Source organism: Psychroserpens sp. SPM9, from assembly GCF_025153525.1.
Lineage (GTDB): Bacteria > Bacteroidota > Bacteroidia > Flavobacteriales > Flavobacteriaceae > Psychroserpens.
On sequence record NZ_JANZNR010000006.1, the window covers coordinates 86,848 to 108,421 of the forward strand.

The 21,574-nt window shown below is 34.9% G+C and carries 21 protein-coding genes; 2 read left to right on the forward strand and 19 right to left on the reverse strand.

Annotated features, from left to right (window positions below; genetic code table 11):
- Window position 1: 1 nt before the first annotated feature.
- The 11 genes from N4270_RS12615 to N4270_RS12665 form a co-directional block, all read right to left on the reverse strand.
- Window positions 2-379 (reverse strand): glyoxalase superfamily protein, encoded by a 378-nt coding sequence (locus tag N4270_RS12615; protein WP_260097628.1) that lies wholly within the window; start codon window positions 377-379, stop codon window positions 2-4.
- Between the two features lies 1 nt (window position 380).
- The gene (locus N4270_RS12620) at window positions 381-956 is read right to left on the reverse strand and encodes a hypothetical protein (protein ID WP_260097629.1); all 576 of its coding nucleotides are present in this window, start codon (window positions 954-956) and stop codon (window positions 381-383) included.
- A gap of 17 nt (window positions 957-973) precedes the next feature.
- Entirely contained in the window at window positions 974-2,377 is a 1,404-nt protein-coding gene (locus tag N4270_RS12625) for a M20/M25/M40 family metallo-hydrolase (RefSeq protein ID WP_260097630.1), read from the reverse strand.
- Between the two features lie 71 nt (window positions 2,378-2,448).
- On the reverse strand, window positions 2,449-3,327 hold the full coding sequence (locus N4270_RS12630; RefSeq protein WP_260097631.1) for a PPK2 family polyphosphate kinase: 879 nt from the start codon (window positions 3,325-3,327) through the stop codon (window positions 2,449-2,451).
- A gap of 8 nt (window positions 3,328-3,335) precedes the next feature.
- On the reverse strand, window positions 3,336-4,499 hold the full coding sequence (locus N4270_RS12635) for a sigma-54 dependent transcriptional regulator (RefSeq protein WP_260097632.1): 1,164 nt from the start codon (window positions 4,497-4,499) through the stop codon (window positions 3,336-3,338).
- Window position 4,500: 1 nt separating this feature from the next.
- Window positions 4,501-5,385, reverse strand: coding sequence for a DUF6268 family outer membrane beta-barrel protein (locus N4270_RS12640; protein WP_260097633.1), 885 nt, complete (start codon window positions 5,383-5,385; stop codon window positions 4,501-4,503).
- A gap of 37 nt (window positions 5,386-5,422) precedes the next feature.
- Complete coding sequence (locus N4270_RS12645; protein WP_260097634.1) at window positions 5,423-6,304, reverse strand: mechanosensitive ion channel family protein; 882 nt, start codon at window positions 6,302-6,304, stop codon at window positions 5,423-5,425.
- Between the two features lies 1 nt (window position 6,305).
- Complete coding sequence (locus N4270_RS12650) at window positions 6,306-7,619, reverse strand: ABC transporter permease (RefSeq protein WP_260097635.1); 1,314 nt, start codon at window positions 7,617-7,619, stop codon at window positions 6,306-6,308.
- 1 nt (window position 7,620) lies between these two features.
- Window positions 7,621-8,547, reverse strand: coding sequence for an ABC transporter ATP-binding protein (locus N4270_RS12655; RefSeq protein WP_260097636.1), 927 nt, complete (start codon window positions 8,545-8,547; stop codon window positions 7,621-7,623).
- Between the two features lie 277 nt (window positions 8,548-8,824).
- Window positions 8,825-9,952, reverse strand: a complete 1,128-nt coding sequence (gene dnaJ / locus N4270_RS12660) for a molecular chaperone DnaJ (protein WP_260097637.1) — start codon at window positions 9,950-9,952, stop codon at window positions 8,825-8,827.
- Between the two features lie 8 nt (window positions 9,953-9,960).
- On the reverse strand, window positions 9,961-10,506 hold the full coding sequence (locus tag N4270_RS12665) for a nucleotide exchange factor GrpE (protein ID WP_260097638.1): 546 nt from the start codon (window positions 10,504-10,506) through the stop codon (window positions 9,961-9,963).
- Between the two features lie 160 nt (window positions 10,507-10,666).
- On the opposite strand from N4270_RS12665, the gene N4270_RS12670 reads away from it, so the two are divergent.
- Window positions 10,667-11,341, forward strand: coding sequence for a YceI family protein (locus N4270_RS12670; protein ID WP_260097639.1), 675 nt, complete (start codon window positions 10,667-10,669; stop codon window positions 11,339-11,341).
- 95 nt (window positions 11,342-11,436) lie between these two features.
- Here N4270_RS12670 and N4270_RS12675 read toward each other — a convergent pair whose 3' ends face one another.
- The 5 genes from N4270_RS12675 to guaA all read right to left on the reverse strand — a co-directional run bounded on the left by N4270_RS12675 (window position 11,437) and on the right by guaA (window position 16,151).
- Window positions 11,437-11,667, reverse strand: coding sequence for a DUF3820 family protein (locus N4270_RS12675; RefSeq protein WP_260097640.1), 231 nt, complete (start codon window positions 11,665-11,667; stop codon window positions 11,437-11,439).
- A 1-nt stretch (window position 11,668) separates the two neighbouring features.
- Complete coding sequence (locus N4270_RS12680) at window positions 11,669-12,193, reverse strand: hypothetical protein (protein WP_260097641.1); 525 nt, start codon at window positions 12,191-12,193, stop codon at window positions 11,669-11,671.
- 27 nt (window positions 12,194-12,220) lie between these two features.
- Window positions 12,221-12,622, reverse strand: coding sequence for an OsmC family protein (locus N4270_RS12685; RefSeq protein WP_260097642.1), 402 nt, complete (start codon window positions 12,620-12,622; stop codon window positions 12,221-12,223).
- The gene (locus N4270_RS12690; protein WP_260097643.1) at window positions 12,619-14,529 is read right to left on the reverse strand and encodes a LysM peptidoglycan-binding domain-containing protein; all 1,911 of its coding nucleotides are present in this window, start codon (window positions 14,527-14,529) and stop codon (window positions 12,619-12,621) included. Before N4270_RS12690 ends, N4270_RS12685 begins: the two co-directional genes overlap by 4 nt.
- 86 nt (window positions 14,530-14,615) lie before the next feature.
- Window positions 14,616-16,151: a glutamine-hydrolyzing GMP synthase gene (guaA, locus tag N4270_RS12695; RefSeq protein ID WP_260097644.1), complete on the reverse strand. Its 1,536-nt coding sequence runs from the start codon at window positions 16,149-16,151 to the stop codon at window positions 14,616-14,618.
- Between the two features lie 182 nt (window positions 16,152-16,333).
- On the opposite strand from guaA, the gene N4270_RS12700 reads away from it, so the two are divergent.
- Window positions 16,334-18,199 (forward strand): hypothetical protein, encoded by a 1,866-nt coding sequence (locus N4270_RS12700; protein ID WP_260097645.1) that lies wholly within the window; start codon window positions 16,334-16,336, stop codon window positions 18,197-18,199.
- 1 nt (window position 18,200) lies between these two features.
- Here the strand turns inward: N4270_RS12700 and N4270_RS12705 are convergent, their stop codons facing one another.
- Genes N4270_RS12705 through N4270_RS12715 form a run of 3 tightly spaced genes read right to left on the reverse strand, consistent with a single transcriptional unit; the run spans window position 18,201 to window position 21,481 of the window.
- On the reverse strand, window positions 18,201-20,321 hold the full coding sequence (locus tag N4270_RS12705; RefSeq protein ID WP_260097646.1) for a peptidase G2 autoproteolytic cleavage domain-containing protein: 2,121 nt from the start codon (window positions 20,319-20,321) through the stop codon (window positions 18,201-18,203).
- Between the two features lie 10 nt (window positions 20,322-20,331).
- A complete protein-coding gene (locus N4270_RS12710; protein WP_260097647.1) occupies window positions 20,332-20,982 on the reverse strand; it encodes an outer membrane beta-barrel protein in 651 nt (216 codons plus the stop codon).
- Between the two features lies 1 nt (window position 20,983).
- The gene (locus tag N4270_RS12715; RefSeq protein ID WP_260097648.1) at window positions 20,984-21,481 is read right to left on the reverse strand and encodes a T9SS type A sorting domain-containing protein; all 498 of its coding nucleotides are present in this window, start codon (window positions 21,479-21,481) and stop codon (window positions 20,984-20,986) included.
- Window positions 21,482-21,574: the final 93 nt, after the last annotated feature.

Sequence of the window (21,574 nt, forward strand, 5' to 3'; positions counted from 1 at the left end):
ATTATAAATCTCTATAAAAAATTAAACCGTTTGAGTCGCAATCGTAAATTCCAAATTCGCGAGTGCGCCAAGCGGTATCACGAAGCATGGTATTATTGTGAAATACATCTTTGGTTTTATAGTCGTTAAACAAGCTATCAACTTCAGTGACATAAATTCTTAATAAAGCACTGTCCATGCCATTGGTCCAGTCGTTTTCGTCATGCCATTGCAAATGAATTTCAACAGCATCTCTTTGAACTCCAGCATATTTAGGGTCATTTCCTGCATCTTTAAAGCTTAATTTAAATCCGAGTTTATCAACATAATAATGAATAGCCCTGGAAACGTTACGCACAGGAAGTACCGGATGAATTTGTTGTAAAATAGCTGTAGCCATATTATTGCTTTACAGTACCTCTAAAGTGATTTACGTTTGAATTAATCGGATTTCCTGAAATTCTTCGGAATGTTGCTATTTGTCCGCAATGCCAAATCGCATCAGCAATAGGACCATTAACCTGGTTCCAAAACGGAATTTCATTGGTCCCGAAAATAATTTTATATTGTGAAATATCGTCACTTGCTCTTAAAATATCGGCTGCTGTTTTAAGATTAATCAAGGCTTGCTTCCGTTGTTCTGCATAAGTCATTTTGGAACTGTCATTTTTTTTATTAGCTTGCTTTAAGGTAGAGTTGACAATAATATACGACAAATCTAAAATATGCGTAATCGTTTCGGCTGTAGTTCGTGATTCGTCACCTGGTTTGTATTCCAAATCTTTTTCAGTAAGCCCTTCGCTGGCCCAATAAAAACGGAATCCGAGTGCATCTACCATACGTGCTGCCATGGTTCCTGCTGTAAAGCTTTCAGCGTATTCGGGTACTTCGTAATAAGGTAGTTTCGCTTCGGAAGCGTTTTGTGCAAAAGACACAGCACTTAACATTAAACACAGCACAAATCCTTTAATTTTCATCTTAACAATTTTTAATATTAATCTCTTAATTCTTCAGTATTTGAAATGGTTTGAGTTCCATATTTATCAATCAAATAAATTAAAGCCGTCATTGATGCGGCACCTAACTCAAGTTCTCGTTTATTCACGTGTTCAAAGGTATCATTACTTGCATGATGGTGATCAAAATAGCGTTGTGAATCGGGACGCAAACCAGTCAGAACGATGTTGTCATTTTTTAACGGACCGATATCAGCGCCACTACCGCCCTTTTCAAAGTAATGAATTAAGTACGGCTTAAAAAGTGGTTTCCAGCTTTCTATTTTGGCAAACATTACATCGCTACAATCAAAGCTAAATCCTCTAGGCGTAAAACCTCCTGAATCACTCTCTAATGCAAACACATGGTTTTCCTTTTTTTCTTGAGCGATTTCGGCATATTTCCTTCCGCCACGCAAACCATTCTCTTCATTCATAAATAAGACGACTCGAATGGTGCGCTTAGGTTTTATTCCACTTTCTTTGAGCAATCGCAATACATCCATAGATTGAACCACACCTGCGCCATCATCATGAGAACCATCGCCTAAATCCCAGGAGTCCAGATGACCACCAACGATAATAATTTCGTTTGGAAACTCGCTTCCTGTTATTTCACCAATCACATTATAAGATTGTACATCTTTTAATTGCTGACAGTTTTGCTTAAAAAAGAACTTAACCTCTTTATTCAGCGCCAACATACCGCTTAATAATTCGGCATCATTTGTACTAATTGCAGCTGAAGGAATGCGTTGATTAACCGGTAAATCACCATAGCTCATACTTCCTGTGTGCGGAAAATCATCCAATCTCAAGTTTAACGAGCGCACTATAGTTCCAACAGCGCCATATTTTGCAGCTTCGGCAGCTCCAGCATAACGTTCTACAGCACAACCACCATAAGCCTCAAAAGTATTAATCAAATCGGCTTGCATCGGACGATTAATAAACACAATTTTACCTTTAATTTCCGCTTCGCCTAAAGCTTCTAAATCCTTATAGGATTTAACTTCTATAACCTTAGCCTTAATACCTCCAAGCGGTGTTGCTACTGAACCACCAAGCGCACAGATATTCACATTAGTGGTGACTCCAGGTGAGGTTTCGAAGTAAGCAAATTCAGGAGCACCTCTCACCCAACGCGGCACCATCACAGGTTGAAGCCACACCTTATCTAAGCCGAGTTTTTCAAGTTCTTCTTTGGTATATTGCACAGCTTTTTCGGCATTTAAAGAACCCGAAAGCCGACCACCAATTTGGTTGGATAAATGGTCTAACCATTGGTAACTCATACCATTAGTTAGTGAATTGGAATATATGCTTTTAAGATTTTCAGCATCGGTTTGTGCTGAAATTTGACCCATTATAAAACAGAAAACAATAGTTATCAATAACCTCATAAAATTGTATTTTTCAATGAAGTCTAAAGATACTATTTAAAATACTTAGGACGAAAAAAATATCAGATAGACTATTCGCTTTCTAGGGCTTTAATGTAGGTCAGTAAATTTGCTTTTACCTCTTCTTCTAATTCTGGTTCCACAATATCCTTGTATTGAATAAGCGTATCATATAAAATTCTGGCAACGATATAACGTGCTGTTGGTTTATCGTCGGCAGGAATCGTATACCAAGGTGCATGGGTTTTTGAAGTTCTGTTGATAGCCTCTTCATAACAGGCTTGATATTGATCCCAAAGCTTCCGTTCTTTAAGATCTCCAGGAGAGAATTTCCAGTTTTTTTCACTTTTATGCAAGCGTCTTAGCAGTCTGTTTTTTTGTTCTTCTTTGGAAAGATGCAAGAAGAATTTAAATACAATTGTACCATTTTCAGCAATGTGCTTTTCAAAGTCGTTAATTTGATTAAAGCGTTTATCCCAAAATGCATCATTAACATCGTCAACCGAATTCACATCAGGCAAAAATTCGCCTAGAATATATTCGGGATGCACACGTGTTACCAATACATTTTCATAATGCGTACGATTAAAAACACCAAACTTTCCGCGCGCAGGAAGTGCGATGTAATGGCGCCATAAATAATCGTGTTTACGTTCTAATTCGGTAGGAACTTTAAAGCTGTGAACCACGATGCCTCTCGTGTTAAAATCCTTAAAAACCTCACGTATCATGCTATCTTTTCCTGCGGTATCCATACCTTGAATACAGATTAAAACAGCATATTTTCCGTGGGCATAAATGGTATTTTGAAACTCCCCAAGTTTTTCTCTAACGTCTTCTAATTCTTTTTCAATCTCTTTTTTACTTGCATCCAAGTCAAAAGTTGTCGGAATGTCATGGAGCTGAACAGGTTTTGTAACCTTAAATTGATTGCTATTGATATCTTTCATATGAGGTGTTATTTAGAGGCAAACAGCTTAACATCATTATCACTAACTTCCTTTTCGCCAAGAATGATTAACCGTTCAACCACATTACGTAATTCTCTAATATTACCAGTCCAGTCATACTCTTGTAAACGTTTGATGGCTTTATCAGAAAATTCTTTTTTAGCGGTACCTTGTTCTTCTGCGATTTTAGACGCAAAATGATTAATTAGAAGCGGGATATCTTCGCGTCGGTCGTTAAGTGCCGGAACTTTAATTAAAATCACTGCAAGTCTGTGGTATAAATCCTCTCTAAACTTACCATCTTCAATTTCTTTCTTTAAATTCTTGTTTGTTGCAGCAACCACACGAACATCCACTTTGATGTCTTTATCATTACCTACACGTTGAATCTTATTTTCTTGCAAAGCACGCAGTACTTTTGCCTGAGCAGAAAGACTCATATCTCCAATTTCATCTAAGAAAATGGTTCCGCCATTGGCCGCTTCAAACTTTCCTGCTCGGTCTTTAACAGCACTTGTAAATGCTCCTTTAACGTGCCCAAACAATTCGCTTTCTATTAATTCTGAAGGAATCGCAGCGCAGTTTACTTCAATTAACGGACCTTTAGAACGTTCACTTTTTTGATGTAACCAATGCGCTACGAGCTCTTTACCAGTTCCGTTTGGCCCTGTAATTAAGACTCTTGCATCGGTAGCCGACACCTTTTCTATCATCTCTTTAATATGAGAAATGGCTTCGCTTTCACCAATCATCTCATACTTTTTATTGACTTTTTTCTTGAGAATTTTATTTTCAACAACTAGCTCTTTTCGGTCTAGCGCAATACGAACTGTGTTGAGTAAACGGTTTAAATCTGGTGGTTTCGAAATATAATCAAAGGCGCCGAGACGCATCGTATTGACAGCCGTATCTAAATCGCCATGACCAGAAATCATGACCATTGGGATTTCGGGTTTGATTTTTTTTACAGCTTCAAGGACTTCAACACCATCCATTTTTGGCATTTTAATATCGCATAAAACGAGGTCAAAATCATCTTTCTTAATTTTTTCAATACCCGCAAGCCCATCTTCGGCTTCATCTACTTGATAGGTATCGCTTTCTTCAGAAAGTATTTTTACCAATACTCTTCGTATTGCTGCTTCATCTTCAATTACTAAAATTTTTGCCATCTTATATTTTAAATTTTAATCCGGTTCTTAAATAAAATGCGTTAATATCGTCTAATTTAAAAACTTCATCTCTATTATTATCACGTAATACATTATTTAACCTAAACGTATAACCTGTATACGCATATGCCACTAAGTTTTTAGTAAAACAATATTCATAGCCAATACCAGCAACGGCTACGGATAAAGAAATATGATCAACTTCTTGATCATTGATTACCAGCGGTCGCTGTAAATTAGCAAAATATCCATCTAAACTCACAAAAGTTTGCATCATACTTTTTTCATTAAAAAAATATTTCAAATTAGATTTTGGCACACCAGCAGAGAACGACCAGTTATCATTTACGCGTCTGTAATAACTTATAAAAGGTAACGGAAAAGGTACACCTGTAGTCGCATTATAAGTCAGCCCCAAAATTAAGCGGTAAGGTCTTTTAAGTGATTCATCATCGGTTCTATCGTGAATTGCAAATATCCCACCATTTAAAAACACATCTTCAAAGGTAATTTTGTCTATCAAAGTTGAGGCAACTCTGGGGTTTGCTTTTAGTCCGATTCTCCAATGTTCACTCGTTTTAAACGTATAACCAATATTTAAATCTATAATGTTGATGGTTTCCAAAGCAGACGTATCAAAAGGGTAATTATCTTCAATATTAAGTATGATTCGGTTGTATTCGGCACCAACTATCAAATAACAATCTTCGCTGGTTTTAATTGGATAATTAACTAAAGCTCTAAGTCGAGTATATTGATCTTCGGAATTGCTTTTAGGTATAAATGAATATTCTAATCGTGCCAGATCTGTTAGTTGTGCCAGGACAGTATGTGTCGTGAAACAAAAAAACAAAAGCATAAAAATAGTGCACGATTTCGTAGTCATAAAAAGCTAATCGGTTTTAATTAAATTAATTACTGAATTACTCAGGTTTCTGAATAATATGAATGTCTCTTTGAGGGAACGGAATGGTAACATTATGCTCTCTAAACAACTTGTCAATTTCAAAACGTATATCACTCTTTGGAAATTGTGCTTTAAAACTATCAGCTAAAGTAAATACGAGTTTAAAATTTAAGGAACTATCACCAAAATTGGTAAACACAACAGAAGGTTCGGGAGAACTAATAACATCAGGATGCGTACTTGCCGCTTGTAACAATAATTTTTTGACAAGCTGTACATCGCTTCCGTAAGCAACGCCAACCTCAACGCTTTCTCTGGTTAAGGTTCCGTTTTGAGTCCAATTATAAAGGCTATTTGTTAAATACAAATGATTCGGAATGACCAGTACTTTATTATCGATTGTTACGGCTCTTGTGGTTCTTAATTTGATTTCTTCAACACGTCCAACCTTCCCTTCAATTTCTATAATATCACCAACATGTACCGATTGATCGATTAAAATAAACACTCCAGAAATAATATCCTGAAATAAGGTTTGTAAAGCCAAACCAATACCAATCATTAATGCCGCAGAAGCTGCAAAAACAGCAGTCACATTAACACCAACTGAATGCAAGGTGATTAATAAAATAATGACGTAAATGAGCCATCTAAAATATCCGAAAACAACATTAAATTTACCTTTATCATCTGAAGGTAAATTTCTCGTTAAGACTTTTAAAACCAACCTCAAAACTAAGGTAGTTATAAAAATGACAGTGATCACCACAAGAATATCAAAAATTGATATGCTAATATCCTTGCCAATATCTAAGTGCATTCCCAGAAAATTTTTAGCTTTTTCCCAGGCTGTGCTTTCTGTAATTGTTTCTTCTATTTTAGATAAATCCTGAATCATATTAATATTTAATCCATTTATACAGTTCTTTATAACTTGGTTTTTTACCATACATTAAGATTCCGACTCTATAGATTTTTGCAGCAAACCAAACCGTAAACATAAATGTAGCGACTAAAATTGCAAATGACAAGAACTGTTGCCAAATTGGCACTCCAAACGGTATGCGCATAAGCATCACTACAGGTGAAGTAAACGGTACAAATGAAAATACAGTAGATACGGTGCCGTGAGGGTCTTCGATAACTGTAAAAATCCCTACATAAACTGCTAAAATTAATGGCATAATAATAGGCATCATAAACTGCTGTGTATCGGTTTCATTATCTACCGCAGCTCCAACAGCCGCATACAGCGAACTGTATAGCAAATAGCCGCCTATAAAGAAGAACATAAAGGCAATCACCAGGTTTGCCAGTGGCAAATTAAAAAAGGATTGCATCGCTAATTGGACTTCGTTGGCAACTTCTGGATTTTCCATGGCTTGATTCATCAAATCCTGAGAAGGGGTTTGCAGTTCTGACATACTAATACCGAAGATTGCAGATAATACAAACACTAAAATACTTCCTAAGATCACCCAAATACCAAACTGTGTAATTCCTGCTAATGATGTTCCAATGATTTTCCCCATCATCAATTGTATAGGTTTTACAGAAGAGATTATCACCTCAATAATTCTGCTGGTTTTTTCTTCAATGACACTTCTCATGATCATATTTCCGTAGATAATAATGAACATAAACAGCAAATATCCTGCGGCACCTCCAAAGGCCAGTTTCAAATAACTATCCACTTTAGACGTCTTTTCTCCTGTAAAGGTTTCCTGAGCTATAGTCACATTCGTTTTTGATGCTTGAATTTTCGCAATATCAACACCATCATTTCGAAGTTTAGTCTCAGATAATTTCTTTTCAATTTTTTCTTCTAAGCTCGACATGATAGACAATGAAGGCGATTCATCAGAATAAAACCGAACACTAGACAATACATTCATGGTGTCCTGGCTCTTCTCGATGTACAGAAGTCCAAACTCACTTTTAGCCTTCACCAGTTCTTTAGCCGTTTCAAGATTTGTATCTGTAAGTATATTGTAAGTTGTATGCTCTGTACTCACAAACACATCACTTAAAACACCTGTTTCGTCCAGCACCGAAATACTGCGCTCTTTATCGTTATTTAACTGTGATAAATAGGCTACTACTGCAATTAAAGCAACCATAATTAAAGGACTCACAAAAGTCATAATAATGAACGATTTGTTCTTAACCTTTGTAAGATACTCGCGTTTTATAATGAGTGGTAAATGGTTCATTTTAGTTGTTTTTTACGGTTTGAATAAAAATGTCGTCTGCACTTGGCACTACTTCAACAAAATGATGAACTTCGGCTTTGGACGTTAAAAATGATAATAAATCATTAGAACTGTCTTGAGTGTTCAGTTTAATATTGAGTTTAACATCATCATGAAGATTTTTAAAGGTTGCTGGTAGTACTTCAAATTTTTCTTTGATAGCGTTGGTTACTTCTGTAACCGATTCGGTTTGTAATCCGACCTCAAACGTATTTGTTTTGTATTGACGTTTTATATCTATTAATTTGCCGTCAAGCACCTTATTAGATTTATGAATTAATGCGATATGATCGCAAAGTTCTTCAACAGATTCCATGCGGTGTGTTGAAAAAATAACCGTTGCTCCTTCATCTCTTAACTGAAGGATTTCATCTTTAATTAAATTCGCATTAATAGGATCAAACCCTGAAAAAGGTTCATCAAAAATCAACAATTTTGGTTGGTGCAAAACGGTGACAATAAATTGAATTTTTTGAGCCTGACCTTTACTTAGTTCTTGAATTTTCTTATTCCACCAATCGCCTATTTCTAATTTTTCGAACCAGTATTTTAATCGTTTTTTAGCTTCAGGTTTGGTTAAGCCTTTCAACTGAGCAAGGTACAATGCCTGCTCTCCTACTTTCATAGATTTATAGAGTCCTCGCTCTTCAGGCAAATAACCAATATTCTGAATATGTTCGGGCTTTAATGCTTCTCCGTCAAGTAACACACTCCCGGTATCTGGCATGGTGATTTGATTGATGATTCTAATGAGTGTGGTTTTCCCAGCACCATTAGGACCTAATAAGCCAAAAATACTTCCTTTGGGAACTGAAATAGAAACATTATTTAATGCTCTAAACGTTCCGAAGCTTTTAGATACAGAATCTGCAACTAATAGATGATTCATAAACTGTCTTTGTAGGGTTGAATTTTATGATGGTAAAGATAAAAATGTTAGTGATGAAATTTAGCTTATATGCGTAAAATTTTAACATTTATGCCAGATTCACAAAGAAGCCTATAAATCTCTGTTTTAATGAAAGTTAAAAAGGGTATAAAAAAAACAAAACCCACCCTTAAAACTAATTAAGGATGGGAAAAAATTGCTATGAAAAAGAAAAATTACCACTAATAGAAATTAGTGATAATTCAAATATAGTGTTTTTTATTAAAAAAGGGGATTGTTAAGAAAACATATCTTTAACTTTTTCAAAAAACGACTTGTCTGTGCTTTCTGGCTTAGGCTGGAAGTGCTCGTCGTTCTTCATGTTTTCGAAGAATTCCTTCTGTTGTTTGTTCAATGTTTTTGGTGTCCAAACGTTAACATGAACTAATAAATCACCACTACCATAACCATTGATACTTGGGATGCCTTTTCCGCGTAAGCGAAGGATTTTCCCCGATTGTACGCCAGCTTCGACTTTAATTCTCACCTTCCCTGTAACTGTATCGATTTCTTTAGACGTTCCTAATACAGCATCAGGCAAACTCACGTATAAATCATAATGTAAATTATCGCCTTCACGTTTAAGAGATTCGTGTTCTTTCTCTTCAATAACGACTAATAAGTCTCCCGAAATACCATTTCCTGGAGCTTCATTACCTTTTCCAGTTACCTTTAACTGCATTGAGTCGACAACACCTGCAGGTATTTTTACTGAAACTGTTTCTTCCTGAACTTTTAAGCCTTGTGCATCAGCATCTGCCGGTTTTTTATCAATACTTTGTCCGGCACCTCCACAAGTTGGACAAGTTGAAGCCGTTTGCATACGTCCGAGAATAGTGTTAGTCACTCTTGTGACTTGACCTTGACCGTTACAAGTAGCACAGGTTTTATAAGTTGTTCCAGGCGCTTGAACTTTACGTTTAACTTTAATTTTTTTCTCTACACCTTTAGCCACTTCTTCAAGTGTAAGCGCCACTCTAATTCTCAGGTTGCTTCCTTTAACACGGCGTTGGCCACCTCCAAAACCACCTCCAAAGCCAGAGAAACCTCCTCCGCCTCCAAAAGCGCCTCCAAAAATATCTCCAAACTGGCTAAATATGTCATCCATATTCATACCGCCACCGCCAAAACCACCAGCGCCTTCAAAAGCTTGATGTCCAAACTGGTCGTAACGTGCTTTTTTATCGGCATCGCTCAGTACTTCATAAGCTTCGGCAGCTTCTTTAAATTTTGCTTCGGCCTCACTATCATCTGGGTTTTTATCGGGATGATATTTGATTGCCATCTTTCGATAGGCCTTTTTTATTTCGGCTGCAGATGCATTTTTTTCTACACCTAATATTTCGTAATAATCTCTTTTTGCCATGTCTTTTTTTATTGTCCGATTACAACCTTAGGAAAACGTATTACTTTATCTCCCAGTTTATATCCTTTTTCGATAACATCAATTATTTTTCCTTTTAAATCGTCGCTTGGCGCAGGAATTTGAGTTATAGCTTCGTGGTCATCTGCATTAAATACATCGCCTTGACTAACCTCTATTTTTGTTAAGCCTTTCTTTTCTAAAGTTGATAAGAGTTTGTTGTAAATTAACAGCACACCTTTTCGTAATTCTTCGGCCTCTTTATCGTCTTCAATATGCAATAAAGCACGTTCAAAATCATCTAATACAGGTAACATCGATAACATTACATCTTCACTAGCTGTTTTAAAAAGATCAATACGTTCTTTAGCTGTTCGTTTTTTATAGTTTTCAAATTCAGCAAATAAACGCATGAATTTGTCTTTTTCTTTAGCTAAGTCTTCTTGCAATTGCTCTTCTACACTAATAGTTTCTACATTAGTATCTTCCGTATTTTCATGAACATCGTCTTGTAATTGAGGTTCTTCTATAGTTTGATTTTTATCTTTCTTACTCATATTCTTGATTGTTATAACTAAATCTTCGATTTAAGATGGCAAAAGTACTGCCATTATCTTAAAAATGTCAAAATGTCACCAAATAATTTTATCGGATATTGACATATCCTTCAGCAATATGTATTTTTGTGTGAAACAACCTTAAATAATACAAAAGACTATGAAAACGAAATTTTTAAAATTTTCAATGATTTTAGCTATTGCCTTTGCATTTACAAGCTGTAAAGACAAAGCTGATGAGGCAAATACAAGTGATGCGGAAGCGGCCGCTGTAAGCGATAGTACTTCTGAAAAATATATTGTCAATACGTCTGAATCTACAATTCATTGGAAAGGATTTAAACCAACTGGCACACATACAGGAACTATTAGTTTAGACAATGGTGTTTTTAAAACTGATGATGGTAAATTACATAGCGGAACTTTTTTAATTGACATGAAATCTATTGTGGTAACCGACTTAGAAGCTGGTAAAGGCAAAGAAAAGTTAGAAGCGCATTTAATGGGAACGGTTGAAGGTAAGGAAGGTGATTTCTTTGATGTGACGAAATTTCCTAATGCGGCATTTGAAATCACAAGCACAGAATCTATAGCTGCCGGAAAAACAAGATTATCTGGAAACTTAGCGATTAAAGGTCAGAAACATAATATTTCATTTCCTGTGACCATCACTAATGAAAATGACATGATGATAATTAAAAGCGAACCTTTTACTATTGATAGAACTACTTGGGGAATTAACTTCAAATCTAAATCTGTATTTGATAGTTTAGGTGATAATTTTATCAAAGATGATATGGAATTACAAATTGTTGTAAAAGCTAAAAAAGCATAAGTAAGCCAAAAGCTATCCATTATAAAAAGTCTTAATCATCTGATTAAGGCTTTTCTTTTTTGATTTCATAACATCTTAAAAACGGAAGTATCTCTTTATTTGGGATAACGCTTTTGAATATCCCGAATTAAATATTCTAATCCGTTTAACTTCAACTCGTAAACTTGTGTAAGCATGGCTCCTAAGGCGCCTTTAGGAAAGCCTTTATTGTGGTACCAAACGATATAATATTCGGGTAAATCTATAAGATAACGTCCTTCATATTTGCCAAATGGCATTTTGGTATGTGCTAATTTGATTAAGAAATTTTTATCAGGCTGAAGCATTTTATTTAGATCTAAAAGCGCTATACTTTTGAAGTTCTTCTTTTACAAATTCGGCCCAAATGGCTTGTTGTTCTTTATCAATAGAATTTTGACTTTGTAAGTCATAAGCATTTTGCATCTTAGCCAATTCCATATTAGCATCTTCATGTAAAGCCCTTAAATCTTCTCGTATGCGTTGTGACACTTTTAGCTTAGAAATACCATAGCGTAATCGTCTCACATGAAGTTCTGTAATATCAAAATGAAGTTGCTCATGCGCCAAGATATGATCATCTCCTTTATCTTTGATATACCAAGATTTTTCAGGGTAAAAATGAGCATCAGCCTGAGCATTAAAACTTACAAATCGATCATTAGATTGCTGTACAGAAAACGAAAATGTAATTCCCGATGCCGTGACAGCAACAGCATCTGAAGTGGTATCAACAGCACCTCTAAAATCTGCCCAAGTTAATTTTTTGTTTTCATTCCATTGTATGGTAACCTCATTGTTTGAGCTTACATTCAGAACAAATAAAAAAATCATTAAAAATCGCAGCAACATAGCTTTACATTAGTTCCAGTTAAACGTGATATCTTTTTCGATATCTGGATGTAAACTGAAATGTACAGGACATGTATTTGCTGTTCGTTCTAAAATTTTACGGGTTTTATCATCAGCTTCAAAAGGGAAGTCTAAAACCACTTCTATTTTGGAAATCCGTCGTGGATTACTCGCCATGGTTTTGGTTACTTGAGCTGACGTTCCTGTCATATCAATCCCCATATCTCTGGCCTTAATTCCCATAACGGTCATCATGCAACTTGCCAATCCTGTAGCAACAGTATCTGTAGGTGAAAACGCTTCTCCTTTGCCATTATTGTCTAAAGGCGCATCTGTTATAAAAGAATCGTTAGATTTAAGATGTGTACTTTGAGTTCTTAAATCACCTAAATAAATTACTTTTGAGGTCATTTTCCTGCTTCTACGATGGTTAAATTGTCATATTTCACGATATAAACCGCTTCATTAAAATAACCGCCAAACAGCTTTTTAGAATAGCGAAATTTATTTTCAACATACTCTGTTTCCACTTCGCTGGAGGAAGCTTTATACAAATCCTCTTCACTCGCCAAGCGCAATAAGAGGTCTAGCGTTAAATCAAAACCACGAACGGCATATTTATTCGGACTCACATTATACTCACGTCTGTACGCTCTTACAAAAGGATTATTGGCTGTTAATATATCGGTCGTTTTGTTTGGTGACGGATAATGAAACTTCAAATTTGACAGGTGATAATTAGAAATTTCGCGACCTTCAAACGCTTTGTTTTTATCGGTGGTCATCAAAATAATTTCTTTCCCTTTGATATTTAAACCATTAATAATACTAATAACATTAGATGCAAAACCCTCGTTATCTGTTTCTAAAAAGACAAAATTTCGTCCATTTTTAAAAATAGTTTCTAAATCGGTTTGGTACACAAAATAAGCCTCTGCTCCTTTTTTTGTTTTTCTGGAAAATATTTGTTTTGCTGAAGGAAACTCTGCCAATAATCGGTCACTAACGGCTTTATGCTTAGAGTCTGCAATGATTACCATATGCTTTGGCAAAGAATCTGTTTTAACGAAATTAATCATTGTCTTTTCTAAAAGTTCACTTGAAGGTACCGTTTGAAATACATTATCGTATAACTTTTCAGGCATTGTTAATGGTGATAATACCGGAATATGATCGCCTTTTAATTCTGAAGCAACCCGATCTAAGTTTTTGGGTAATAACGGACCAATAACAGCGTCATAATCTGAAAAATCGGTGTTGTTTAAAATATTAGAAATTTCAGACGATTGGTTTCTGGTATCAAATACTTTTAAATGTGTTGAAATTCCCAAACGTTTAGCCGAATCGATAGCCATCAATACACCAGCGTGAAAATCTAACGACACCGATAATAAGCCATCTGTCCTAATCGCTTTTTTAGCTTCAGCTACAGAATCTACATCAATTCGATGTGTTCTGTAAGGTAGCATCAAGGCTATTTTTTTAGTCTTAAAGTTTTTTAGAGTACTTGTCAAATCAGTGTTCACAAGATCTTTAACAACAAGCTCTGTTTTTGCAGTTTTTGGCACACGCAAAACCATCCCTAATTTGAGTCCGCCATCCTTCAAATCAGGATTCAGTTTTTCTAGTTGCTCTTGAGTGACACCTAACTTTCGATTCAAGGCCATATAACCTTCACTCTTTAAAACTGTATAATAATTGTATGTTTCTTCAACAGCTTTTTCTTCGTTATCACTAATATTAGGAACGTTTACTTCTTGGCCAGGTTGTAAAACGTCTTCGAGATCTGGGTTTAAAGCTTCAAGCTCTGGAACAGTAATTCCGAACTTATAAGCCACACGCCACTTCCCTTCTTTTGGTAAGACTTTATACTTTTTAACGGTATTATTTAAAGATACTTTACTAACAATCGTTTTAAACTTTGGGATTTGGATGCGATCGCCTTTCCGAAGATTTTCAGCATATAGAGACGTATTATGCTTTTTGATATCTTCAATCTCTACATTGTATTTTTTAGAAATGCTGTAGAGGGTTTCCTTACGCTTAACTTTATGCTTTCTGTAACCAATAAGTTCTTTTGTGGTTTCAGGAATGGGTTCATTTTTAACCTTAGAATCAGGAATAATCAAAACCGTATTTAAATCGATAGATTTCTTAGCATCAGGATTTAATGCGTAAATATCAAAAGGCGTCACCAAATACTGCTTTGCAATACTTTCTATAGTCTCGCCTTGCTTGACTTTGTGTGTTTTATACTCTTGAGCAATCGTAGACCAGCTACAAAACACCACAAGAAGTATGAAGATGAGTTTTTTCATTTAAACCATTTTATATTCTGAATTCCCTTTATTTAGGAAACCTTATTTCATTTCTATTATCAATTGAATTTTTAAAAGCAACTCGCTTATTCCCATTCAATTGTTGCTGGTGGTTTAGAGCTAATGTCATATACCACTCGATTTACACCTTTTACTTTATTGATGATCTCGTTGGAGGTCTTCTGTAAAAATTCATACGGAAGATTCACCCAATCGGCAGTCATCCCATCGGTACTTTCAACAGCTCTTAACGCGACACATTTTTCATAGGTACGCTCATCACCCATAACGCCAACGCTATTAACCGGAAGTAAAATTGCACCAGCCTGCCATACGCTATCGTACAAATTCCAAGATTTCAGGTTATTAATAAAGATCGCATCTACCTCTTGTAATATACGTACTTTTTCCCGAGTTAGATCACCTAAAATTCTAATCGCTAATCCTGGCCCCGGAAAAGGGTGTCGCCCTAAAATCGATGCATCCATTCCCATGGAAGCGCCTACACGACGAACCTCATCTTTAAATAAAGCTTTTAAAGGCTCTACGATTTTCAATTTCATAAAATCAGGCAAACCGCCAACATTATGATGACTTTTAATCGTTGCACTCGGACCTCCAGTAGCCGATACACTTTCGATAACATCAGGATAAATAGTCCCTTGAGCCAACCATTTTACATCTTCAATAAGATGAGCTTCATCATCAAAAACTTCAATAAACACGCGACCTATAGCTTTTCGTTTCTTTTCAGGATCGCTAACACCTTCTAAGGCATCCAAAAAGCGTGCCGAAGCATCGACACCTTTTACATTAAGTCCCATGCCCTCATATTGCTTGAGTACACTTTCGTATTCGTTTTTCCGAAGCAAACCATTATTTACAAAAATACAATACAAGTTTTTACCAATCGCTTTGTGTAATAATATCGCAGCTACGGAAGAATCAACACCTCCCGACAACCCTAAAACGACTTTATCGTTTTCTAATTGTGTTTTAAGGTCTGAAACGGTTTCTTCAACAAAGGAATCTGGCGTCCAATCTTGCTCAACGTGAGCGATATGCACCAAGAAATTTTCTAATAGTTGTTTTCCATCGGTCGAATGATAAACTTCGGGGTGAAACTGAATTGCATAGGTTGTTTCGCCTTCAATTCTGAAAGCTGCATTTTCAACATCATGAGTGCTTGCTAATAAAACACCATGAGTTGGCAATTGTTTGATGGTATCACTATGGCTCATCCAAACCTGACTTCCTTTAGAGATTCCTGTAAAAAAGTCTTCATCTTGCTTTACAAAACTCAAATTGGCTCTTCCGTATTCTCGTGTATTGGATTCGGCAACTTCGCCTCCAGAAAAATGCGCCAAATATTGAGCGCCATAACAGACGGCCAGCATTGGTTTTTTTCCTCGGATTTGTGATAAATCTGGATGAAGTACATCTTCGCCTCGAACCGAGTTTGGACTACCCGATAAAATCACGGCTTTGAAGCTTTCAGAATCAGCAGGAATTTTATTAAAAGGATGAATTTCGCAGTAGATATTTAACTCTCTAACGCGACGCGCAATAAGCTGTGTATATTGCGAACCGAAATCTAAAATTAGGACTTTGTTGTGTTGCATGTGCAAAAGTAATAATTGATTTTAGATTGGCGATTTTCAGTTTACGATTTTTTGAGTTTTTTTTTAACAATTCAAAACATCAATTAAATTAGGTACTGTGGAGTATGTACCCCTTTTGTCTTACCCTAAAAACACAACTGACATATAATAATATTATATTTAGGTGATTAGAATTCAATCCTATGAAATTTTCAACACAACTCAATATTTTAGCTTTGGTTTTATCAATGCTATTAAGTGCCCAAGAGCAACAGAAAATTGATAGCCTTACTCAGGTTATTAAAACCACAACAGCTGACAGCATTAAAGCGTTAAATCATTTAAAGATTGCCCAGCTTTTAATGTATAAAGATTCTGAGGAAACGAAAACAAATATTTCTGCAGCAGAACACCTCTACAAAAAGTCAACTAATTTAAAACAATTAGCCAATCTAAATAGTGTCAAAGCCGAGTATATGTTTACGCAAAACAAATATGACTCTGCGATGGTATTTGTTGAAAAGTCTGCAAATCAATTCCTAAAGAACGGTGATAGCATAAAAGGAGCAACCTTAAAATCTAACTTGGCAAATTTAGTTAAAGTACTCACTAGTGATTATGATCGCATACAATCTATATATGATGAAATTGAACCAATTGCGTTATCACATAAGGATACCGCGTTAATAGCCATTGTTCTCTCTGGCAAAGCTGATATAGCCTTACATAAAGGCCATAGAAATATCGCAATAGAGCTCACGAAAAATACGATTAACCTTAGAGAAGCTCAAAATGATTCTTTAAGAATTCCACAGGAGTATTTCAAAATTGGCAAAATTTATCAAGAGTTATTCGACTTTAAAGAATCTATTACAAATTTTGATGAAGGTATTGCCATTGCCGACGCCTCAAATAATTTCAGAATTAAAGCAGAGCTTTTAAGAATCAAAGGAACTTCTCTAATTAAACTGAAGCAATTTGACAATGCAGAAAAAAGTCTTCTTGAAGCTTTAGACCTTTCTAAAACGACTAATTTAAAGACGAGTGAATTACAAACCTTAATCATATTAGGATTACTCGAAGTTGATCGTGATGATCTTGAAAAAGCCGAACATTATGTGAATTTAGCCAAATCTATGATGAACCCTGTAAATGCCTATAATGTAGATTATAATTATAATTTAATTCGTGGTCAAATTGAATTAGGGAACAAACAATATCAAAAGGCACTCACACATTTTGAAAACTGCGTTGAACTAGCAGAAAAAAAAGGAGCTTTAGTCAACTTAAGCTTTTCTAAAAAATTCAAATCGCTGGCTTTAGAAAAGCAAGGTGATTATAAGCGGGCCTTAGCATTGTATAAAGAAAGTAGCGACGCTAAAGACACTTTAACTTCCCAAATGAGGACTTCTTTATCTATAGAACAAAAGATAATTTATGAAACCGAAAAGAAAGAAAAAGAAATTTTATTACAGAAAAAAGATTTAGAAATTTTACAACAAAAAGAAGCGACAAGTAAACTTCGAAATAATGCGTTAACTATTATTATAATTGGGTTACTTATCATATTTGGGTTATTGTTTTATGCGATAAAACAAAAAATGAAGAAAAATAAAATCTTAAGAGAAAACTTAGATAAAGATTTAGAACATAAAACTAAAGAATTAACCACTCATGCACTGCATTTAGCCAAAAAGAACGAAGTTTTAAACGATTTAAAACAAAAAGCTAAAGTTTTAAAAGCCGATGCCAATGCCGACCCTGGTTACCAAATGCTCATACAAACTATTAATTTTGACTTACAAGACGATAATAACTGGGAAAATTTTTCACGATATTTTGAGCAAGTTCATAAAGACTTCAATGCCAAAGCCCAGGAACAATTTCCTAATATTACCAAAAATGATTTACGTTTAATGGCGCTTTTAAAAATGAATCTATCATCAAAGGAAATTGCAAATATTTTAAATATTTCTAGTGATGGTATTAAAAAAGCCAGACAACGTCTTCGTAGAAAAATGGGATTAGAATCTAAAGATTCTTTAGAAACTGTAATATTAAGTATATAACTTACATATCTTTAATAATAGCTCTCAAATTATCTAGTAAATAATTCTTGTCTGTAACCACTCGATTTGTTTGCTCATATAATTTGTAATTGACCTTTTTAGCATCTAGATATGCTCTGGCATCTGCTAAAATACCTTCAATAACATCCGGATTTTCCTCCAAAAAGCTCAAAATAAGCTCAAATTTACTTTTTGTCGTTGTATACTCGCCATTAGCAATATGTGTTTGATTCTCATTATCGCTGTTGACAACTTCATTGTCTCTATTTGTGTATTCTGATAAATTAAAAAATTCTGCATCAAAATTAGGGTCTTTTTGTTTTAAATATAAAACAATAGCACTCACTTCACTTTTAAGCATATTGATTTCATCTTGCTGCTGTTCTAAAAGTTTTAATGTATCATTTGTATTAATTCCAACAGCTAAATTAATATAGGAAATGCCTCTAGCATCAGACTCAGACCAAGCTACTCCTACTATAGTTTTATAGTGTTCTACAGTCATGTTTTTAGGTGAAACTGCTCTCCCAATACCATCATTTAATCCTGATGGAATTATATAATCTCCAATAGATACTTTTCCTAAAACCTTTACAGGTATTTGTCCCATAAATGCGATTTTCTCAAAATCTTTTTCTCTGTTGTTTTCTGGCATATTGCCCAAAACGATTGGGTTTTTTGAAACCACCATAAAATGATCTGCAGTAGTAGTGTTTTTGGTTATTTTACCACCAGAAACTCCAACAATATCTCCATAGCTGAATATTTCATTTACATCTTTTTTTTCTAACCACTCTGCATAATCTCCAAATCCAGATTCAAAAGCAACTCCTACATTGTTTTGCATATGAACTCTAAGAACAACCCAATTAGCAATCATATCTACCATTTCAAAACCTTCAATAGCAGCAGCATCAAAATCATCAACACCAAAAAGATCTGCAGTTACCATTGCGAGTTGAAAACCAGTTTCTAAACCTTCTTGTGTTTGATTCCAAATAAAAGGGAAACTACTAGTCAATTCGTTATTGGTTTGACCTTCTATACGACCATATATGATATTATTTGCACCTTTAAACGACAGAAAATTATTTCCATTATTTGGTGTTCCTCCTGCTGCATTACCATTAAGTTCAATAGTAATACCTTGTTTACTACCTTTAACCCATAATGGATATGCTGTTGGAAATAAGTCACCACCTGCATCATCAACATTAGTATCGATAATAACTCTCCCATTTAGAAAACTATTAGCATTTACAAACAACGTATTATTTAAAGTTGTAGTCCCATTAACATTTAAAAGATTTGATAGATTTGTTGCTCCACTTGCAGTCAACGTATTTAATAAAGAATTTTGATTCACCGTTATATTGTCAAAAATACCATCTGCAAAATTAGAAGTTCCTAAAACATTCAAATCACCTTCTAAAAGCGAATTACCAGCAACCGTTAAATCTGAATACAAATTAGTATCGCCTCCTACAGCTAATTCTCCATCAAAACTAACCAAACCATCCACAGTCAAGTCTCCAGTTAGGTAAGTAGGACTTTGATTATTGACTGTTAAATTAGAATTTAAGTCTGTAGTTCCATCCGTGGTTAAGCTTCCTGATAATAGTGTCGGACTAGCATTATTAACGGATAAACTATTATTTAAATTGGTAGCGCCATCGACATCTAAGGTTGACGTTGCGATAATTTCTCTATGTCTTATGTAAGGGATATACGTTAGCTTTTGGTAGCTAAATTCTACAAAACCGTTACCATCAAAAAGATCTATTTCTACTCGCAAGAACTTTTCGTTATCCCAATATACCTGATTGAACGTCGTTAATGTTTCAGACGTCAATTCACCTTGACCGATCATTAAATTGATCATTCCAAAAGCGTCAGTTTCGGTATCTTGCGTCTCTTGATACTCAATTTGATTGGTATTATCAATAATGCTAAATCGGACTTTCAATGCCGTATTAGGTAAGTTATTTGATGGCACATCAACGCCTGGTATTTCTTGCGGATTATTATCTATAATTACAGCCTGATAACTAATACCATCGGTCTGCCCATAGCTCAATATACCAATGAGCATAACTAAAATAAAGGATACATGTTTTTTCATAGTTGTCGTATTATAAAGTACAATTACAACTTGGCAGACTTATGATTAAGCCAATACCAAATTGATGATTATTTAGTTTTAAAGATTCTTGATCCAACGTTTTATTCCCATCTATGAGAACCGTTTTTCCGTAGGTATAACTGGCGATTAACGCGGTATTTCGCGATATAGGATATTGCATCCCAAGTCCGGCTCTGGCAAAAAAAATGTAATTATTAAATTCATCTTCACCAACCAAATTAAACACCTGATTGTTTAGTGTTTGCGTACCTCTAATAAGATATTCAACAGCGACTCTTCCTTTGAGATAAAACGAAAAATCGCGTAAAGCGAAAAGCTTAAAATCTAATCCAGTATTTAGTCCTAGGTAAGTAACATCCCATTCAAAGTAATTATCCAAAATACGATCACTACCAATCGCACCATAACCGTTATATATGATACCTAAAGACAAGAACAATGTTTTGTTTTTATTAAGTACATCTCGGTATCCTATTTCCATATACGTATTAGGCTTGGATAGTAAATTGTCTAATGGTTCTCCTGACGAATTTTTATAGTCAAATCCTGATGTTGATTTACCTATTTCCACAAATAATTGTTGACCAGACAATTGCAAAGTCACAACAAAACATAACATAAGTAGTATTGTAGATTTCATTTTACCTTTTGATAATTTTAGCAACGAATCGTTTTTCTCGCATGACTACATTTAAAAGATATACACCACTTGTTATATCGTTTAATTCTATGGATAAAGATGAGGAAGGATTATATGTTTCAGATAGTACGATGCGACCAGTCAAATCAGAAACATAAATATTCAGTTCGTCAAAAATAGGTTCTCTAAAGTTTATCGTAATGGTTTCAGAAAATGGGTTTGGAAAAATAATAGCATCTATTAAAGTATTAGAATCACTATTAAGTAATGACGCATTTATAGGCTGAAGAAACCCTTGTCTTAAACTGTAATTTCCAGTATCAAAAGTTTTAATAACACTCGCTTGCCCAATACTCTCTTGAATGAAGTAGCTTTTATTATTAGCATAAACAAAATGAGAACTCCCTTGATTGGTAAGTGTTTCTTTTTTAAGAGTTTGTGCAAAACCTACACTGTAAAATAAAACGCATGCAATTAAAAAACGAAGATTATGAGACATAGCTATTATTTTGTTAATAGCTAATTTAAGCTGCTTTTTCAAGCATCAAAAGCAAATAATAAGATGTACCCCTTTTGTACCCTCTAAAGTAAA

Bases quoted from the DNA above. Each gene is read 5' to 3' on its own strand.
- N4270_RS12615 (WP_260097628.1), bottom strand. From the start codon at position 379: ATGGCTACAGCTATTTTACAACAAATTCATCCGGTACTTCCTGTGCGT.
- N4270_RS12620 (WP_260097629.1), bottom strand. From the start codon at position 956: ATGAAAATTAAAGGATTTGTGCTGTGTTTAATGTTAAGTGCTGTGTCT.
- N4270_RS12625 (WP_260097630.1), bottom strand. From the start codon at position 2,377: ATGAGGTTATTGATAACTATTGTTTTCTGTTTTATAATGGGTCAAATT.
- N4270_RS12630 (WP_260097631.1), bottom strand. From the start codon at position 3,327: ATGAAAGATATCAATAGCAATCAATTTAAGGTTACAAAACCTGTTCAG.
- N4270_RS12635 (WP_260097632.1), bottom strand. From the start codon at position 4,499: ATGGCAAAAATTTTAGTAATTGAAGATGAAGCAGCAATACGAAGAGTA.
- N4270_RS12640 (WP_260097633.1), bottom strand. From the start codon at position 5,385: ATGACTACGAAATCGTGCACTATTTTTATGCTTTTGTTTTTTTGTTTC.
- N4270_RS12645 (WP_260097634.1), bottom strand. From the start codon at position 6,304: ATGATTCAGGATTTATCTAAAATAGAAGAAACAATTACAGAAAGCACA.
- N4270_RS12650 (WP_260097635.1), bottom strand. From the start codon at position 7,619: ATGAACCATTTACCACTCATTATAAAACGCGAGTATCTTACAAAGGTT.
- N4270_RS12655 (WP_260097636.1), bottom strand. From the start codon at position 8,547: ATGAATCATCTATTAGTTGCAGATTCTGTATCTAAAAGCTTCGGAACG.
- dnaJ (WP_260097637.1), bottom strand. From the start codon at position 9,952: ATGGCAAAAAGAGATTATTACGAAATATTAGGTGTAGAAAAAAATGCA.
- N4270_RS12665 (WP_260097638.1), bottom strand. From the start codon at position 10,506: ATGAGTAAGAAAGATAAAAATCAAACTATAGAAGAACCTCAATTACAA.
- N4270_RS12670 (WP_260097639.1), top strand. From the start codon at position 10,667: ATGAAAACGAAATTTTTAAAATTTTCAATGATTTTAGCTATTGCCTTT.
- N4270_RS12675 (WP_260097640.1), bottom strand. From the start codon at position 11,667: ATGCTTCAGCCTGATAAAAATTTCTTAATCAAATTAGCACATACCAAA.
- N4270_RS12680 (WP_260097641.1), bottom strand. From the start codon at position 12,193: ATGATTTTTTTATTTGTTCTGAATGTAAGCTCAAACAATGAGGTTACC.
- N4270_RS12685 (WP_260097642.1), bottom strand. From the start codon at position 12,622: ATGACCTCAAAAGTAATTTATTTAGGTGATTTAAGAACTCAAAGTACA.
- N4270_RS12690 (WP_260097643.1), bottom strand. From the start codon at position 14,529: ATGAAAAAACTCATCTTCATACTTCTTGTGGTGTTTTGTAGCTGGTCT.
- guaA (WP_260097644.1), bottom strand. From the start codon at position 16,151: ATGCAACACAACAAAGTCCTAATTTTAGATTTCGGTTCGCAATATACA.
- N4270_RS12700 (WP_260097645.1), top strand. From the start codon at position 16,334: ATGAAATTTTCAACACAACTCAATATTTTAGCTTTGGTTTTATCAATG.
- N4270_RS12705 (WP_260097646.1), bottom strand. From the start codon at position 20,321: ATGAAAAAACATGTATCCTTTATTTTAGTTATGCTCATTGGTATATTG.
- N4270_RS12710 (WP_260097647.1), bottom strand. From the start codon at position 20,982: ATGAAATCTACAATACTACTTATGTTATGTTTTGTTGTGACTTTGCAA.
- N4270_RS12715 (WP_260097648.1), bottom strand. From the start codon at position 21,481: ATGTCTCATAATCTTCGTTTTTTAATTGCATGCGTTTTATTTTACAGT.